Origin of the sequence: Shouchella tritolerans, from assembly GCF_025770735.1 — a bacterium.
GTDB classification, from domain to species: domain Bacteria; phylum Bacillota; class Bacilli; order Bacillales; family Bacillaceae_D; genus Shouchella; species Shouchella tritolerans.
Genome location: NZ_JAODPB010000006.1, coordinates 171,386 through 188,321 on the forward strand (window position 1 = coordinate 171,386; position 16,936 = coordinate 188,321).

A 16,936-nucleotide genomic window follows, 5' to 3' on the forward strand; every position below is an offset into this window, starting at 1 on the left:
TTAACCTCCAATATAAGACATCTCAATTTTTTTTCTTGTTTTTGCTGTTTCTTCCGTACGTAGCTCTGAGTAGCGATCAGCCCGCACTGCCCATATTTGCCTGATTTTTTGCTGCAATGCCTCGTCGGAAATTCCCTTGCGCAAATCAGCACGCAAGTCTGTGCCATTTTCCGAGAATAAGCATGTAAATAATTTTCCATCAGCCGATAGGCGCGCACGAGTGCACGAATGGCAAAACGTTTCGGTAACCGAAGAAATAAAGCCAACTTCCGTATCTGTGCCACTATAGCGATAACGGGAGGCTACTTCACCGTAATAGGCTTGATTTACCGGCTCTAATGGCCCAATTTGTGAGACGAGCTTGTACAATTCCTTTTTCGATACAACATAGGAAAAATCCCAGCCATTCGTTTGCCCAACATCCATAAATTCAATAAAGCGCAATGTGACACCAAGCTCCTTTGCATAACGTGCAAGGGGAATGACCTCCTGTTCATTTGCGCCTCGTTTGACTACCATGTTTATTTTCACGCCGAGTCCCGCGTCCTTGGCAGCAGCAATACCGTTAAACACCGCTTGCGGCTTCGTCTTACGTCCGCTCATTTTTTGAAATGTTTCCGTGGACAACGCATCTAGGCTAATATTGACCCGTTGCAATCCAGCGTCTTTAAGGGCTTTCGCCAACTTTGGCAACATCACGCCATTTGTCGTCAACGCTAGATCTTCCAAGCCCTCTATAGCATGGAGTCGGCCAATCAAAAGCGGCACTTCTTTGCGAAGCAGCGGCTCTCCCCCTGTAATGCGGATTTTTTTGACGCCTAACTGCACAAACTGCTCTGCTGTGCGAACAATTTCATCAACAGAAAGAAGCTCGCTTTCATCCATAAAAGCATGATCTGGGCCAAACACTTCTGCTGGCATGCAATAAGAGCAACGGAAATTGCAGCGATCCATGATTGAGATGCGTAAATCTTGCAAAGGCCGCTCTAGCTTATCACAAATTCGTTGGTTCGCCACTTTACGCCTCCTTCCTCCCTCACTTACAATAAGTATGAAGAAGCTATTTCCACAATTTTAGTATAGCTGAAGTGGAGGGTAAAAGAAAATGCATCATACTCACGATGTGCCAGTTGTAAAAGTTGCGGTCCTCACACTCTCAGATAGCCGCAGTGAGGCAGAAGACAAAAGCGGCCAAACCATTCAATCGCTATTAAAACAGCACCATCAAGTCGTCCGTTACAAACTGATCGACGATGATGCAGACAAACTGCACCAGACTGTGACAGAATGGGCTCAAGCCGTCGATATTGATGCGATCATCACGAACGGTGGCACCGGGCTTAGCAAGCGCGATATCACGATTCAAACCGTTTACCCGCTTCTTGATAAAGAAATGAAAGGTTTTGGCGAATTGTTCCGCGTTAAAAGTTACGAGCAGATCGGCGCAAAGGCACTCCTTAGCAATGCACTTGCTGGCGTACGCGAGAACACAGCCATCTTTTGCCTGCCTGGCTCAAAGAATGCTGTTACATTCGCAATGGAAGCCTTTATCTTGCCGATTTTATCTCATTTAGCTGGAGAATTGCGCAAATGAACATTGCCGGTCTTGTCCTAGCTGGCGGGAAATCTTCCAGATATGGAAGTCAAAAACTATTTGCCGACCATCAAGGAATTCCCCTTGTCATGCGTAGTTTTATCGCGTTAGAACAAGCTGGCATTGCCAATGTTTACGCCGTTACCAACAGTGCCCTAGCGCCTGCTTTTACCAACATCGGGGTGCCAGTCATTTGTGATACGACTCCTTACGAAGGGCCGCTCATTGCCCTTCAACATGCGATAGAAAAGGGGAGTGCTATAGGGCATGAGTGGTTCCAAGTCTTGGCCGGTGACTTACCCTATGTCCACTCAGCTATGATCAAACAGCTCGTCCATGAAGCTCGCTCTACCCCAGGCGTTGATATCGTCTTGCCAATAAGCGGCACGAGAGCACAACCGCTCCATGCTCTTTACCATAGACGCTGTTTGCACTATTTTCCTAAACTTGGGCAGGAAGAAAAGCGAATGCGTGCTTTATATCAAATCGCAACGTCTAAACATGTTTCTTTTTCAGCAGATGAACCCGCATTTATCAACATTAATTTCCAGTCAGACTGGAAGGAGTGATTCCCTTGAGCCAATTCTCACACTACAACGAAGACGGGCTTCCTAAAATGGTTGACATCTCCTCTAAATCAGCAACAAGTCGAACTGCGACAGCAGAATGCCGCGTCCGGATTTCGAACCACCTTTACGAGGCGATCCATGAACAATCATTAAAAAAAGGCAACCCTTTGCCAGTTGCCCAAGTAGCAGGAATCATGGCCGCCAAGAAGACGGCTGAGTGGATTCCAATGTGTCACCCCATCCTCATCCAAGGGACAGACCTTTCTTTTAAGTATGAACCAGTTAAAGACGGCTACATGCTCGTGATTGGCGCAACTGTGACCGTTGACGGCAACACAGGCGTTGAAATGGAAGCATTAACAGCTGTTACAGCTGCTGCGCTGACTTTTTACGATATGTGCAAAGCGGTCGATAAAAGCATGGTGATTGAAGAAACGTTGCTTGTCAAAAAAACAGGCGGCAAAAACGGTGACTTTTACCACCCACGCAGACGAGAAAAAATGGATTAGGATTGCCCCTAATCCATTTTTTTCAAAAAGGTTTGCACCCATTCCACGTACTTCCGTTTTTCACAATCTGAAAAATGGTAAAGACCAGAAGCGACACGAACTGGATCACCGAAAAAATAACGTTCGTACAACATTTGCCGTGAGCCAAATTCGCTAATGCTTAGATCGCGAGCAAGGCGGAGCAATTTCGTTTTTTCCTTCGCGCTCGTATATTCTCCGCGCATAAAACGTTCTAATCTCCCGGCGATCGGCGAGGCAAAATCCCTTTTGCTTGGCGCCGAGATGAAGTGGCTTGCGCCAAGCAATTGAATGATCTCAATCAAGCGCGGGTACGTCATTTGAAAATAACACGCACTAGCTTTTAGCGGTTCTAACTTCGGTACCATTATATTGTACTCATTTGCTTGCGCTTGCGTTTCTGCTGAGTAAACAAATCCACGCATTGCTTCAAGAGCTACAATTACTTCTGATACTTTCCCTTGCACATGAGTGTGCTGACCGATATCCAGTGTATCGACAAGCGCTTGGGCAATGCCGAGCAGCCACTCCGTTTTAACGATTTGCCTGTTCGCCGCCTGATACAGCAAAAATGCTTCAATGCCTGTTCTAGCAAAGAGCTGGCTCATTAGCCATTCATTTCTATACATAAATATCCGTTCCCACGGGACAAAGACATGGTCGAACACGACAACTGCATCGCCCTCTTCAAGAGTAGCTGATAAAGGGTAGTCAAACCGCGTTTCTTTGTCAAAAGAAGGCCTGCTTAAAAATATGAGCCCTTCTGCATCTGAAGGGACAGTGCAGCCAAACAAATAATCGCTATCGACAAATGCAGCTGATGGAAGAACTAGAAGTTCGTCAGTAATCCCCCCTTGTGTCGCCAAAAGCCGCGCTCCGTCTATCACGACTCCCTTTTCGTTTTCCTCGACAATTTTTGCAGCAACTGGCTGCTCTACGCTTTCTCCGTCAGGATAAAATGGCTTCCTGCTAATTGAAGGATTGACAAACGTGTGCGTAAACGTGTAGTCGTTCTTTACAGCTCGTTCATAAATGGATTGTATGCTTTCCCCATACTCTTTTCCATCTTCAGCAAAGAAATCTTTTGCCCCTGCCATAATCGCAATCATTGTATTCACATATTCAGGAGAACGGCCTAGTACGCCTAAAGTTGATTGTGCCCACAATTGAGTCGCTTTCCTGCGCTTCGCTAAATCTGCTTTTGTGCGTGGGATTTCAAAAGAAAAATTAGAGTTTTTGTCGCTTGCTTGCAAAATATCCCCGTGGGCATCGTCCAGCACCATATCGTACAAGCTCGCTTTTGCTTCTAACACTGCCTTAAAAGCAGGATGTTCTGTACTTTTCCCTTTTACGCATTCACCATCAATCCAAATTGTGCTTTCTAGTTGGGCAATTCGCTTTAAATATTCAGCACCAGTCGCCATTGCCATATCAACGCCTCCTTAGACGCTATTAGCCTATGCGACGGACAAAATGGAGGTGTATAACGAAATGGGCCCAGGTAAAAACTAACTAAATAGAGAGGAGTGACTGCGATGCCTGAGATGCCTGAAATGGCCACCTATCAAAAATGGCTCACCCGTACTGTAGTTGGCCAAATGATCACGGACATAGAGGTGAACCGAGAGAAATCCATCAATGTGCCTGTCGTCGATTTTAAGTCAGCGTTACAACATCAGACTGTTACGGAAGTCTCACGACGAGGTAAACAGTTGCTCTTCCACTTGGCGAACGGGCAAATGCTTTTGCTTCATTTAATGCTAGGTGGGTGGCTGTATTGGGGGACAGAGGAAGATGCGCCAGATCGAACCAAACAAGTGATTCTCTCCTTTTCACTACACAACCTTTATTTTATCGGGCTACGCCTCGGCTACCTTCACCTCCATGACCAACAGTCTGCTAAGCGCGTTCTTGCTAAGTTTGGCCCAGAAGCAAGTGGCGTTAACGCTGACGATTTTAAGGCCATTGCCGAGCATAGACGTACGATGGTAAAACCTTTTTTAACCAACCAAGCCTATCTTTCTGGGATTGGCAATTGCTATGCAGATGAAATTTGTTTTCATGCTAAGTTAATCCCTTTACGGACAATCGACTCCCTCTCTTCCAAGGAATTAGAGGCACTGTACCAAGCAATCGCACCGACGCTGCAAGCGGCTGCCGATGCCGGCGGCTATATGAGCCACCCTTTTACTGCTTTCGATCGGTTGACAGGCGGCATGGACAGTAAACTTCGTGTGTATGATCGTGAAGGCAAAGCATGCTTCCGTTGCGGCAACCTCATTATTCGTCAGGAAGTATCAAAGAAAAACGTGTTTTTTTGTCAAGTTTGCCAACATTAGCGCTTCGTTTCGTGTAACGCTTGTCACAAAAATCTGCCTGTACTTCTTGAATGAGATGTGGTAAAGTGTCCTACGGTAACAACGCAGTTCGAAACCTTCCTGCGTTATCTAAACGAAGGAGATTTTGCATTATGCCGACAGAGTTATATGGGTTTATTTTCGCCCTCATCAATTTTTTATTGCTTGTCCTTTTTTATAAAGTATTTGGCAAGACTGGCATGATTTGTTGGATCGGGTTTGCTACTATCCTTGCCAATTTGCAGGTTGTAAAAACGGTTGAGTTGTTTGGGCTAATCGTGACGCTTGGAAATGTGATGTATGCGACTACATTCTTGGCCACTGATTTGCTAAATGAAAAACACGATAAACAAACGGCGAGGACGGCTGTATGGCTTGGTTTTGCCACTTTGTTCATTTCAACAGTCATTATGCAGTTCGTTGTCCATTTCCCGCCCCATAGCGAAGACTTAGCACAACAACACTTGGAATTCATCTTTGACTTCGCACTTCGCATTGCCGCAGGCAGCCTTATTGCTTACTTAATTAGTAACCATTTGAATGTATACATTTTCGCTTTTTTCAAAAGGCTATTCCCAAAGCCGTCGATGCTCTGGCTCCGCAATAGTGCCTCTAGTTTTATTGGCCAAGCCTTTGATACACTCATCTTTTGCTCGATCGCCTTCCTCGGTGTTTACTCGTTTGATATCTGGCTCGAAATTGCTTTCACCACTTACTTGATGAAATTTCTTGTCGCGTTGCTTGGCATCCCATTCATTTATTGGTTGAGAAGCATTAAACCATTAGAGCTGATCAAGTAAAAAAACAGGACTCAATTGTCCTGTTTTTTTACTTACATATAGTGAATTTGATGTTTGTGCCGCTCCATCATGGCTTCATTATACGCGTCGCCACCATCTAAGTTAGCACTGCGGAAGACTGGAACTTCACGGCCCGCCTCTTCAAGTTGTTCAATCATTTTTAGAACGATTGAATGAATGATAAAGCTGCCAACAATCGTTGAAGTCGGAGCGACCTTTTGCGACAACGATTTTACAGAAACAGCCGCGTCACCTGGCTCACCGTGGTTGTCAATCACCAAATCGCTTGCTTCGAATAACCGTTTCCCAGAAGAGTGACGGGACTCCACACTTTGAGAGTAGGAAACGTTGGTCAGCGCTATAACGGTCATTCCTTTTTGTTTTGCTGCTATCGCCATATCGATCGCAACAGGATTTCTGCCAGACACCGAGTGGATAAACAACACATCGCCTTGTTTTACCGGCTTTGATTCAAGCAAAAGATTTCCGTATCCTTCAAGCCGTTCCAATTTAGAAGTCAATGTGATCGGTTCAACATTCAGCATAAGCGCTGGGCTAAAAATTGGATTGAACAGTGCCAAGCCGCCGGCACGGTAAAAGGCATCTTCTGCAATAATGCCGGCATGGGAAGCGCCAAAAAGATAGAGTGACTTGCCTTCGTTAATGGCATTGACCATGATATCAGCCGCTTTTTCGAGAACATCTTCCCCCTCTTCGACTGCTTGCTGTAAGAGACGGTTAACCGCCTCGTAATATTGCTCCACGTAAGACATTGATTTCGTCCTCCTTAAGGAAAGAGTTTGGCAACTAAATCACCGATAAAAGACCAGAGCGAGAAATCGTTGCCGCCAAAAATCACAATCCAGTCTGACACCGTTCCGCTCAACACTGGTACAGAAAGGCCGACAAGTAAAATCATCACGACACCTGCCGTGGCTGACCCAGCAATGGCTCCTTTTAGCCCGCCAGTTGCGTTTCCAATAATAGCAGCCGTGCCAATTTCAAAAAAGCATGTAATGGTAAGAGGCACAATGACAAAGCTAAACAAACCGAGGCTGCCCGTCACGAAAATCGTTGCCACCGAGGTAATCATGGAAACAATAAACCCAATCAGTACAGCATTTGGGGCAAACGGAAACAAAATTGGCGCATCGAGTGCGGGAACGGCATTTGGAATCCATTTTTGTGAAATCCCTTGGAATGCTGGAATAATTTCCGCAAGCATCATTCGTACACCTAGCAATAAGATCGTTAATCCAGCGCCAAACAAAATCCCTTGCATGAGGCTATAAATAAACAAGTTCTGTTCCGCTCCAAACGCTGTTGAAGCAGCGTCAAACCCGATAATAAGGGACACGACCATATAAACAAAAAACATCGTAATCGAAGACGTGATGCTAATTTCACGCAAGAATTCGGTAGATTTAGGGAATTTTATTTCTTCCGACGATCTTCCTTTCGTGCCAAACAGCATCCCCACCCAACCAGAAACAAGGGACAGGATCGTGGTCGGATGGCCAATGATAAAATCATCTGAACCCGTTACTTTGCGAATAAATGGGCGCAAAAGCGCGGGCGCTATAATAATATAGAGTGCTGTCATCAATGAAGCAAACAAGATTATTTGCGTATTGCTAAGAGCGTTTTCAACTCCAACTGCCACAAAGATAAACGGAAACCAAAACAACATATGACCAGTTAAAAACACGTGTTTGATCTTCGTAAAGCGTGCGACAAGCAAATTAATGACGAAAGCAATGAGCATTGCGATTCCGATTTGCGTCCCATATTGGCTTAAAATCGTATCAGACCCTAACGCAGGCGCTACTTCCGCTTCTTGGATGTCATACATTAAGTTAAAACCTTCTGTTAGCGGCGCAATCGAGCTTGTTAAAATATTTGTTCCCTGTGTTAAAATGACAACACCAATGATCGTTTTCGCCGTTCCTGAGACAACAGTCGAAAAATCTTTTTTCAACAACAACAAGCCAATCAATGCAATAAGCCCAAGAAAAATTGCTGGTTCCCGGATGATTTCAATAAAAAAGTTCATAACTCCTTGCATGGGAAACCCCCCTTTTTATGTTGGAAAGCAAAGCGGCCAAGGCTTAAGCCTTGATTTCCGCCGCTGCTTTTTCTTTGATCTCTGCCTTGTTGACAAAACTGTTAATGATGACAACTGGTTTCCCAGCTGACTCCTGCAACTTTTCCCCTAACTCTTTGCTTGTGAAGATATAGTCCGCAGGCGTACTTTGCGCAGAAGCGACATCTCCAGTAAACACATCGGCGTCTATGCCCAACTCTTTTAAAACACTTTCCAAGTTCATTTTTAGTACCATGGAAGAACCAAGGCCAAACCCACATACTGTCATAATTTTTAATTTGCTCATACGACTCACTCCTTATGAAATAATTTGATACGCGTCCTCGGCTGATTTTGCTTCACGCAGCTGACCGACTTTTTCTTCATCAAGCAAAAGACGCGATAGCCTCTCAATCAAATGCAAATGGGACTCTGCTCCCGTTGCCGAAAATGAAAAGACAAGGTCAACTGGATCGTTCTCTTCATTGCCAAACGGCACAGCCTCTTTTAAGATCGCTAACGAAACGGCATCCGTATGCACCGCCTCACTAGGTCGGGCGTGGGCAATCGCCATCCCAGGGCCAATGACAATGTAAGGCCCGTTTTCTTTGACGGAATCAATCATTTGCTTGACATACTCTGAAGTTACCGCTCCTGACTTGACCAGCAAGGAACCTGATGCTTCAATGGCCCTCTCCCAGTCTTCTGCTTGAACGCCAACCGCAACATGTTCTTTTTTTATTAGTTCTTCTGTCATGTTGCACTCTTCCTCCCAATCCATTTCGTTATAAGCTGCTCTCTTTTCTCTTGTGTTTCCAAATAGCGGAAAAGTTGCAAGAAATCCTGGTTATGTGCTTCTTTAATCGCAAGCACGATCACCACTTCCACACGTTCAGGGTTAAAAGAGCCAAAATCAATTTCGTGTTCAAATATGGTCATGCTAATGCCTTCTTTAATGACATTTTCTGGTCCAGCATGGACAAACGCTACCTTTGGCAAGAACACCATGTACGTGCCATTCCGTTCCACAGACATAATCATTTCTTGTACATACCCTTGGCGGATGTAGCCGGCCTTGAGCAGCGGCGCTGCCGCCAGAGCAATGCTTTCCTTCCAGTCGCTCGTGTCGGCAGTATGAACCGTCTCATCAAAAAGCGTTGGCTCAACGGCTGAAGCATGGGCATATACTTGATTGAAACAAGCGAGCTGTTTGCGATTAATCATTTTTTGCGCTTCGTGCTGAATCGTCCGTTTGTCCTCGTCATTTAACAGTGGACTCACACGGAAAATTTTCGTGTCATTCCATTGTTTGATCGGCAGCTCTTGTGTGGTTAAGACAAAGTCGACATCACTTTCTTCAAGTGCTTTTTCTAAATCATCGGTGTTCACCACGTTAATTAAATGGAAACCAGGCTCAGCCTGTTGCAGTTTTGTGGTCAAAATGGAAGAAGTGGCAAGCCCCGTTGAACAAACGACAATCACAGTCGGCAAAAACCGTTTGCTTTTGCTACGGTCAAAGCCAGCGCTCACATGCATCGTAATAAAAGCGACTTCCGCAGCTACAAGCGTATACCCCATATCCGCTGTAATTTGGTGGACCATTTCGTAAATGGCACGATACCGAACTTTAATTTCTTCCGTATACGGATTGTCAATGACAAGCCCTTGTTCAATCCGTAAAAAAGCCGCTTTCATGTGATAAACCAAGTCATTCATCAGTTTTTTGTCTTTTAACAAGTCGACTTGGAGAATAGTAGAAATTTGTTCGAGCAAATACGTGCAAAAATCTTTTTCCTTCTGATAACTCTCCCCTAAAACGGCATCATTTTTATAGGAAACGACTTTGGCTTGTCCTAGCAGCGTGTTCAGAAATGCCTGCTCGTGCTCAGCAACACGGTTATCGCATAGCGCGGAAACAACTTCGCTTAATTCACCAAGGCGGTGTCCTGCTTCCCGCTCTTCCTGAGGAATATACACATAATGGCCGTGCAATATTCGCTCATACCACCAACAAAGAAAAATCGTCAATACACGTAAGGAGACCTCGCTATAAAACACTTGCCGATCCTCTTGGCAAGAACGAAGCCACCTATCAATTTGGCCGCGATCGCCATCCTTTTCACAATCAAACCAGCGTTCCACTCGCTCTAAGTCAACCTGTTTGTCTGTAAGCCAATGAAAAATGGCCCGTCGGATGCTCCGCTCTGTCCCATTCACAAAAAACCCTTTGCGAGCCTGCCTTGCCAGCTGCAAACCAAAACGGTCAAGTGTCTCCTCAATATCAGGTAAATATTTTTGAATACTTGACCGGCTTAAATGGAATTCATCCGCCAACTGTTGGATCGTTACTGTTTCATGCATAACAGCAAACAAGCTCATCATCGCAATGTGAACATTTTTATCAAAAAAGACTTGATGGCCTTCAGCAATACGGAACAGTTCAGCACGCTTTTCCTCACCAACATGCAAAAATACGCCTTTGCCAGGCTCCCGTTTTAAGGGGGCACCTGCCTGTTTTAACATGTCATCAATCGCATCTAAGTCATAACGTATGGTGCGACCGCTAACATTTTGCCATTTCGCCAAAAACTCAATAGTGACATAGTGGTTGCTGCGGAGCAATTTCGTTAAAACGCTTTTTTGTCTGGACGATAACATCTTCATCACCCTTGCTGTAATCATATCTTGTGGCTGTCTGTAATTAAAGAGTGAAGTTTATCACAGTTGTGGCAAGAAAGTGATGGTTGTTGTCAAATAACTTTACATCTGCCAAGCCAAAGACAAGGGATTTTTAAGCTCTTGTTTTTAGAAGGAGTTGGCAAAAAATAGTGTGCCCGTTTATACTAAAAAAAACCAAACTAGCTCCAATTGGTTTTTCGACTTAGCCCATGTAAGCGATTTGCAGGACTTATCCCTCTATTTACAGCTTTTCTGTAAAAAAATGAACATGAGGCTGTTCCCAAAATTTGCTTTGGGAACAGCCTCCGAATATCATAAATGGTTTAAATTTAGTCAATGGTCAGGACAACTTTTCCGCAACCATGCCCCGTTTCAACTGCCCGATGGGCATCTGCTGCCTGCTCAAGTGTGAATGTATTTCGAACGTGGATTTTTATCTTTCCTTGAACATAAAGGGTTACAAGTTCGGACAGCTGCTCCGTTGAACGTTCACTTCGTATCAGTTGAACGCCAAGTTCTTCTCCACGATCAAACGTAACAATTGTGCCAATTCGCTCCTTATTTTTAACCAGCTTTACAGAAGCAACTAACGCATCGTTACCCGCAGCGTCTAAAGCCACATCTATACCTTTGGGGGAGAGAGAACGCACCCTATCAACAAGCCCTGTTCCATAGACAACAGGGATCGCGCCTAATGAATGAAGGTAATCGTGATTGCGTTCGCTGGCAGTGCCTATGACTGTTGCCGCTCCCCATGCTTTCGCCAGTTGTACCGCAAAACTGCCAACTCCCCCTGCTGCAGCATGAATCAATACAGTGTCTCCCTTATAAACACCCAGCTTGCGTAATGCCGTGTAAGCGGTTTGCCCAGAAGCTGTTAAAACACCTGCATGTTCCCATGGCATTTCCTTAGGCTTTTTTACAATTTGCTCGACATTGACAACTACATATTCGGCATAACAAGCGATTAACGCCCAGCCTAAAACCTCATCACCGACATTGAAACTGGTAACGCCTGTCCCAACTTGATCGATGATCCCAGAGAATTCGTTGCCGAGAATTTGTGGAAAAGCAATCTGTAGCCCCGGCGGTGCCCAACCCGTACTACGCACTGCACAATCAAATGGTTGGACGCCAGCTGCTTTAACCTGGACACGAACTTGACCGGCTCCAGCTTGCGGGTCATCCATTTCCATTACACGTAATACTTCTGGAGGGCCGTAACTAGTAAATGCCGCTGCTCGCATCGAACACACCCCTTTTTTAATATTGATTTAGTGGAAAACTTCAACTTTGAATCCTCCAGGGGCTTCAACATAAAAAGTCCAACGATGAGCCCTTTTTGGCGGTTTAACTTTAAACCCATCCTCCATCAATCGTTGATTGATTTTATTTACCTGCTCTTCACTCTCTTGCTCAAAACCTATATGAAAGCCCTTTGGATAGTTGATTTGAGAGCCTTTCATCAAGGCGAGCAAAAACCCGTTTTTATCGGCCATGATTGCGAAAGAATCACTACTGCTTCGTGCATGTACATCGAAATACTTCTCCAAAAACTCTCGCGTAGCATTTACGTCAGTAACGGTAAGGTTTATGTGGTTTAATTTCATAGTTCCCTCTCCCTCTTCATCCATATTTTACAGAGAACAACGATTTGAAAAGCCAACAAGACATAGTAGGGAATATGTTCTCTTTGTCATCTTGCAATGATTATCTTATGATAAATAATAAATAAATTAAAATATATCTATCTATATAAATAAATAACCTTAAGTATATGAAAAAGGAGTGAACATAATGGAGCTGCTACAACTGTATTATTTCCGAACTGTTGCCAGGTTGGAACATATGACAAAAGCAGCCCAAGAAATTCGTATCGCCCAACCCGCTCTTAGTAAGACGATTGCTCGGTTGGAAGAAGACTTGGGCGTACCGTTGTTTGACCGCAAGGGAAGGAATATTCGACTGAATTCGTTTGGAAAGGTATTTCTCGAAAAAGTAGAAATGGCGCTAACGGCACTTGAAGACGGAAGAAAAGAAATCGAGGATCTAGCAGGGATGGAAAGAGGCCGTGTTTTTTTATCAACGACTACTCATAAATGCTTTTCTGACCTCATTGGCACTTTCATTTCCAAGCATCCTGACATTCAGCTCCAAATTAATCAAGCCTCATCTTATGAAAAGATAAAACAACTAAGGAATGGCGATATTGATTTTTGCATTACGTTTCCCCCATTGAAAGTCGAGGGAATAAGCGGGAAATCCTTTCTCACTGAAGAAATTTTACTGGCTGTGCCTTTCACCCATCGATTTGCAAATCGGAAAAGCATTGACCTAAGTGAATTGGCAGATGATGCTTTTATAAACATAAAAGAGGGGAATCCTTTTCGAGAAATGACAGATGATTTTTGTAAACAGGCGGGGTTTTCCGCAAATATCGTTTGCGAAGTTGACGAACTTTCTGCAATAAGTCATTTCCTTCGTACTGGGATTGGCGTTGCTTTTTTACCAGAAACGTTTATAGAAGACAAACAGGTACCGTTTCACCTTTTGCATATTGACAATCCAGTGTGCCAGCGTACTTACCAAATCGCATGGCTTGAAGGCCGTTACTTATCCAGTGCGGCACGGCAATTTCGAGATTTTATGTACGATTATTTTAACGAATTTCGGAATCAAAAAAACGGAGTCTCATAATCTTCCAACTACATCTGCTTATTAAGGAGATCACTAATAATTAGAACTACAAAAGGATGTAGACCTGATAATTCAACAACAATTCTAGTTACTTAACAAGAGGGACGTTATCACTACTAAATTTTTGAATGCGTAAAAGCCATGGGCCACGTTGGGGTTCCCTTTTTTAGTTAGCTTTTTAATCTAAACGCTCTCCATTAGCAGTGCTTACCTTCTAATGGTTTTCCATCCTTTATTGTACAAAAAAAGCCTGCCGACTGTTTCGGTAAAACCGAAACTTTGTCGACAGGCTTGAAGGTTGCTAGCTAACAAGCAACCTTCACCTCTTTATAAGGAAAGGGGCGCGCAAGGCACCCCAAGGTGGAAGAATGCCTTACATCATGCCTGGCATTCCGCCGCCCATTCCTCCCATGCCGCCCATGTCGGCGCCGCCACCAGCGTTTTCTTCTGGCTTATCGGCGATAACAGCTTCAGTTGTGAGGAACATTGCGGAAACACTTGCTGCGTTTTGTAGAGCAGAACGCGTCACTTTTACTGGGTCAAGAATGCCCGTTTCAACCATGTTCACGTATTCGCCTGTAGCCGCATTGTAGCCGATGCCAACCTCTTCAGCTTTAAGCTTCTCTACAATGATAGAGCCTTCAAGGCCAGCATTGTGGGCAATTTGGCGAACTGGCTCTTCAAGAGCGCGGAGCACGATGTTTACGCCTGTTGCTTCATCACCTGTAGCGTCAACTGCTTGAACCGCTTTGATAACGTTGACAAGTGCTGTACCACCACCAGCAACAATGCCTTCTTCTACAGCAGCGCGTGTAGAGTTTAGGGCGTCTTCAATGCGAAGCTTGCGTTCTTTCATTTCTGTTTCAGTAGCTGCGCCTACTTTAAGAACAGCGACGCCGCCAGCAAGTTTAGCAAGACGCTCTTGTAATTTTTCTTTATCAAATTCAGAAGTTGTTTCTTCTACTTGTGCTTTCAATTGGTTGACGCGGCCAGAAATTTGTTCTGGGTCGCCAGCGCCTTCGACAATCGTTGTGTTTTCTTTTGTTACAACGACTTTTGCTGCGCGTCCAAGCGATTCGATTGTGGCCGATTTCAAATCAAGCCCAAGGTCTTCAGTGATCACTTGGCCACCAGTAAGGATGGCAATATCTTCAAGCATTGCTTTGCGACGGTCGCCGAATCCTGGAGCTTTTACCGCTACAGCATTAAATGTACCGCGAAGCTTGTTCAATACAAGTGTCGCAAGCGCTTCGCCTTCAACATCCTCAGCAATAATTAAAACGGGACGGCTTTGCTGTACCACTTGTTCAAGTACAGGTAGCACTTCTTGGATATTCGTGATTTTCTTGTCTGTAATCAGAACGTATGGGTTGTCGAGGACTGCTTCCATTTTGTCTGAGTCAGACACCATGTAAGGAGAAGCATAGCCACGGTCAAATTGCATACCTTCTACTACTTCAAGCTCTGTCGAGAATCCTTTTGATTCTTCAATTGTAATAACGCCATCGTTGCCGACACGTTCCATTGCTTCTGCAATGATTTGTCCGACTTCTTCATCAGCAGAAGAAATTGCCGCAACTTGAGCAATGGACTCTCTGCCCTCGATTGGTTTTGAAATTGCTTTAAGCTCTTTGACTGCAGCAGCCGTTGCTTTTTCAATTCCTTTGCGGATGCCCATTGGGTTTGCTCCGGAAGTAACGTTTTTCAAGCCTTCGCGGATCATTGCTTGTGCAAGGACTGTCGCAGTCGTTGTTCCGTCACCAGCAATATCGTTCGTTTTGCTTGCTACTTCAGCAACCAACTTAGCACCCATATTTTCGAAAGCATCTTCAAGTTCGATTTCTTTTGCAATCGTCACACCGTCATTTGTGATGAGTGGTGAACCGAATTTCTTTTCAAGAACAACGTTGCGCCCTTTAGGCCCAAGCGTTACTTTTACTGCATTTGCAAGAGTATCTACGCCTTTAAGCATGGAACGGCGCGCTTCTTCACTAAATTGAATATCTTTAGCCATTTGTATTCGCCTCCTAGTGTGTTAGTTCCCTTACTTAGCCAATAATCGCTAGTACATCGCTCTCGCGAAGAATGAGGTATTCTGTGCCTTCATACTTCACTTCTGTACCTGCATATTTAGAGAAGATGATTGAATCGCCTTCTTTTACTTCAAGTGCCACTTTTTCGCCGTTGTCTGTAACGCGACCTGTGCCGACAGCAACAACCTTGCCTTCTTGCGGCTTTTCTTTTGCAGAATCAGGCAAAACAATCCCACTTGCAGTTTTTTCCTCAGATTGGATTTGCTCAATGATGATGCGATCTCCTAATGGTTTTAACAAGGAAAACACCCTCCTTTGAAGACGTATGTAGTCTTATTAGCACTCGGATTCGATGAGTGCTAACACAATTATTATAATAATCATTCCCCACTTGTTTTGCAAGGGGGTTGCTTGACTTTTTTTGTCGATTTACAAGAGATTTTTATTCTAAGTGCTGTTCACTGAATTTATGGATAAACTATGGTATGATGAAGCAACGAAAGTCTGATTATGTTAAAGGAGTTACGCTGTGACAAAACGTTATTTACTCGTCGTGTTTGCTTATATCGTCATGCAGACTGGTCTGGCTATTTTTGTAAGCTGGCTGCTGATGCGTTATTTTGCCATTTCCGGCGCCTTGAACATCGGCTTGTCATCCATTATTACATTTACGATTGGTTTAATCGCCATCCTCCTTATTTTACGCAAAGACGAAGACAGAGGCGGGGGCCTTCCTGGAAAGAAAGCGACTGTTCCAGAAACAATTGCTTGGTCGCTTATCGGTATCTTCCTTGTATTTGCGACACAAACCGTTGCCGGCTTGATTGAGCAACAGCTTCTTGGGATTGACCAAGGGTCTGAAAATACTGCGCAACTGGTTCAAGTCGCCCAAGATTTTTTGCCTTTTATTCTTGTTGTGGCGATTCTTGGCCCGATTATTGAGGAACTTGTTTTTCGAAAAGCCATTTTTGGCTGGATTTATGTCCGCACCAATTTTTTTGTTGCGGCGCTCATAAGCTCGATTATTTTTGCTGTCATCCACTTTGATTTTCAACATATTTTGATATATGCTGCTATGGGTTTTTCGTTTGCCTTCTTATACGTAAAAACGAAACGGATTATTGTACCTATTATCTCCCATATGGCGATCAACAGTTTTGTCGTCATTGTCCAAGTCGTGTTTGCTGAGCAACTAACGGAGATTATGGAGCAATACGAGCAGCAGTCATCCTTTATCCAGTTATTCTTTTAGGGGTGCCCTATGACAAAGTCGCCAATTTTTATAGGTCTATCGTATTTGTTGCTTGGGGTTGGCTTCATTGCGCTGACGTTCATTAACGTCAACCAAAATGGCTGGGGATTTATGTCTTATCTTACTGCCTTTATCGCAGCTGTCGATTTGTACGTGGGCTGGCTCAATCTTCAACGAGGGTTTAAAAAGAAACCAAATCAATAAGACTTTAAGGGCAAAACGACGACGTTTCGAGCATTCGCCTACAATCTGAAGCTGCAAGCGGGTTACATTCCTGCATGCAGCTTTTCTTTTTCTTTCAATTTTTATAGCAGAGAGTACAGCATTGGCTCATACTGGAAACGG

At 44.3% G+C, this 16,936-nt stretch carries 19 protein-coding genes; 8 read left to right on the top strand and 11 right to left on the bottom strand.

Going from position 1 to position 16,936, the window contains the following annotated elements; translation table 11 throughout:
- The gene (moaA, locus tag N6H06_RS18845; RefSeq protein ID WP_213029554.1) at window positions 1-1,017 is read right to left on the bottom strand and encodes a GTP 3',8-cyclase MoaA; all 1,017 of its coding nucleotides are present in this window, start codon (window positions 1,015-1,017) and stop codon (window positions 1-3) included.
- Window positions 1,018-1,105: 88 nt separating this feature from the next.
- Here moaA and N6H06_RS18850 point away from each other — a divergent pair, with 88 nt between their 5' ends.
- From N6H06_RS18850 to moaC, 3 genes are read left to right on the top strand one after another with little or no spacing between them, the layout of a single operon-like run.
- Window positions 1,106-1,594, top strand: coding sequence for a MogA/MoaB family molybdenum cofactor biosynthesis protein (locus N6H06_RS18850; RefSeq protein WP_062750365.1), 489 nt, complete (start codon window positions 1,106-1,108; stop codon window positions 1,592-1,594).
- Window positions 1,591-2,163 carry a molybdenum cofactor guanylyltransferase gene (locus N6H06_RS18855; RefSeq protein WP_263707703.1) on the top strand — a complete coding sequence of 191 codons (573 nt, stop codon included), beginning with the start codon at window positions 1,591-1,593 and terminating at the stop codon, window positions 2,161-2,163. The genes N6H06_RS18850 and N6H06_RS18855 overlap by 4 nt, the downstream gene beginning before the upstream one ends.
- 5 nt (window positions 2,164-2,168) lie before the next feature.
- The gene (gene moaC / locus N6H06_RS18860; RefSeq protein WP_062750367.1) at window positions 2,169-2,672 is read left to right on the top strand and encodes a cyclic pyranopterin monophosphate synthase MoaC; all 504 of its coding nucleotides are present in this window, start codon (window positions 2,169-2,171) and stop codon (window positions 2,670-2,672) included.
- An 8-nt stretch (window positions 2,673-2,680) separates the two neighbouring features.
- Here moaC and N6H06_RS18865 read toward each other — a convergent pair whose 3' ends face one another.
- Window positions 2,681-4,120 (bottom strand): 4-hydroxyphenylacetate 3-hydroxylase family protein, encoded by a 1,440-nt coding sequence (locus N6H06_RS18865; protein WP_213029556.1) that lies wholly within the window; start codon window positions 4,118-4,120, stop codon window positions 2,681-2,683.
- Between the two features lie 105 nt (window positions 4,121-4,225).
- Between N6H06_RS18865 and N6H06_RS18870 the strand changes: the two genes are divergently transcribed.
- Window positions 4,226-5,029 carry an Fpg/Nei family DNA glycosylase gene (locus N6H06_RS18870; RefSeq protein ID WP_213029557.1) on the top strand — a complete coding sequence of 268 codons (804 nt, stop codon included), beginning with the start codon at window positions 4,226-4,228 and terminating at the stop codon, window positions 5,027-5,029.
- A gap of 131 nt (window positions 5,030-5,160) precedes the next feature.
- A complete protein-coding gene (locus N6H06_RS18875; protein ID WP_062750370.1) occupies window positions 5,161-5,847 on the top strand; it encodes a queuosine precursor transporter in 687 nt (228 codons plus the stop codon).
- Window positions 5,848-5,879: 32 nt separating this feature from the next.
- Here the strand turns inward: N6H06_RS18875 and N6H06_RS18880 are convergent, their stop codons facing one another.
- The 7 genes from N6H06_RS18880 to N6H06_RS18910 form a co-directional block, all read right to left on the bottom strand.
- Window positions 5,880-6,620 (bottom strand): SIS domain-containing protein, encoded by a 741-nt coding sequence (locus N6H06_RS18880; RefSeq protein ID WP_213029558.1) that lies wholly within the window; start codon window positions 6,618-6,620, stop codon window positions 5,880-5,882.
- Window positions 6,621-6,634: 14 nt separating this feature from the next.
- Complete coding sequence (locus tag N6H06_RS18885) at window positions 6,635-7,912, bottom strand: PTS ascorbate transporter subunit IIC (RefSeq protein ID WP_062750372.1); 1,278 nt, start codon at window positions 7,910-7,912, stop codon at window positions 6,635-6,637.
- Between the two features lie 43 nt (window positions 7,913-7,955).
- Complete coding sequence (locus N6H06_RS18890; protein ID WP_062750373.1) at window positions 7,956-8,237, bottom strand: PTS sugar transporter subunit IIB; 282 nt, start codon at window positions 8,235-8,237, stop codon at window positions 7,956-7,958.
- A gap of 12 nt (window positions 8,238-8,249) precedes the next feature.
- Window positions 8,250-8,687, bottom strand: a complete 438-nt coding sequence (locus tag N6H06_RS18895) for a PTS sugar transporter subunit IIA (RefSeq protein ID WP_062750374.1) — start codon at window positions 8,685-8,687, stop codon at window positions 8,250-8,252.
- A complete protein-coding gene (locus N6H06_RS18900; RefSeq protein ID WP_062750375.1) occupies window positions 8,684-10,588 on the bottom strand; it encodes a BglG family transcription antiterminator in 1,905 nt (634 codons plus the stop codon). Before N6H06_RS18900 ends, N6H06_RS18895 begins: the two co-directional genes overlap by 4 nt.
- Before the next feature lie 350 nt (window positions 10,589-10,938).
- Entirely contained in the window at window positions 10,939-11,856 is a 918-nt protein-coding gene (locus tag N6H06_RS18905; protein WP_213029560.1) for an NADP-dependent oxidoreductase, read from the bottom strand.
- A 27-nt stretch (window positions 11,857-11,883) separates the two neighbouring features.
- Window positions 11,884-12,219: a VOC family protein gene (locus tag N6H06_RS18910; RefSeq protein WP_062750377.1), complete on the bottom strand. Its 336-nt coding sequence runs from the start codon at window positions 12,217-12,219 to the stop codon at window positions 11,884-11,886.
- 187 nt (window positions 12,220-12,406) lie between these two features.
- Here N6H06_RS18910 and N6H06_RS18915 point away from each other — a divergent pair, with 187 nt between their 5' ends.
- Window positions 12,407-13,306 (top strand): LysR family transcriptional regulator, encoded by a 900-nt coding sequence (locus N6H06_RS18915; RefSeq protein WP_062750378.1) that lies wholly within the window; start codon window positions 12,407-12,409, stop codon window positions 13,304-13,306.
- Between the two features lie 373 nt (window positions 13,307-13,679).
- Here N6H06_RS18915 and groL read toward each other — a convergent pair whose 3' ends face one another.
- Both groL and groES read right to left on the bottom strand, forming a co-directional pair.
- Window positions 13,680-15,320, bottom strand: a complete 1,641-nt coding sequence (gene groL / locus N6H06_RS18920) for a chaperonin GroEL (protein WP_062750379.1) — start codon at window positions 15,318-15,320, stop codon at window positions 13,680-13,682.
- 34 nt (window positions 15,321-15,354) lie between these two features.
- On the bottom strand, window positions 15,355-15,639 hold the full coding sequence (gene groES, locus N6H06_RS18925; RefSeq protein ID WP_011245736.1) for a co-chaperone GroES: 285 nt from the start codon (window positions 15,637-15,639) through the stop codon (window positions 15,355-15,357).
- A 229-nt stretch (window positions 15,640-15,868) separates the two neighbouring features.
- Here groES and N6H06_RS18930 point away from each other — a divergent pair, with 229 nt between their 5' ends.
- Both N6H06_RS18930 and N6H06_RS18935 read left to right on the top strand, forming a co-directional pair.
- Complete coding sequence (locus N6H06_RS18930; protein ID WP_094423683.1) at window positions 15,869-16,591, top strand: CPBP family intramembrane glutamic endopeptidase; 723 nt, start codon at window positions 15,869-15,871, stop codon at window positions 16,589-16,591.
- Between the two features lie 9 nt (window positions 16,592-16,600).
- Window positions 16,601-16,795, top strand: coding sequence for a hypothetical protein (locus N6H06_RS18935; protein ID WP_062750381.1), 195 nt, complete (start codon window positions 16,601-16,603; stop codon window positions 16,793-16,795).
- Window positions 16,796-16,936: the final 141 nt, after the last annotated feature.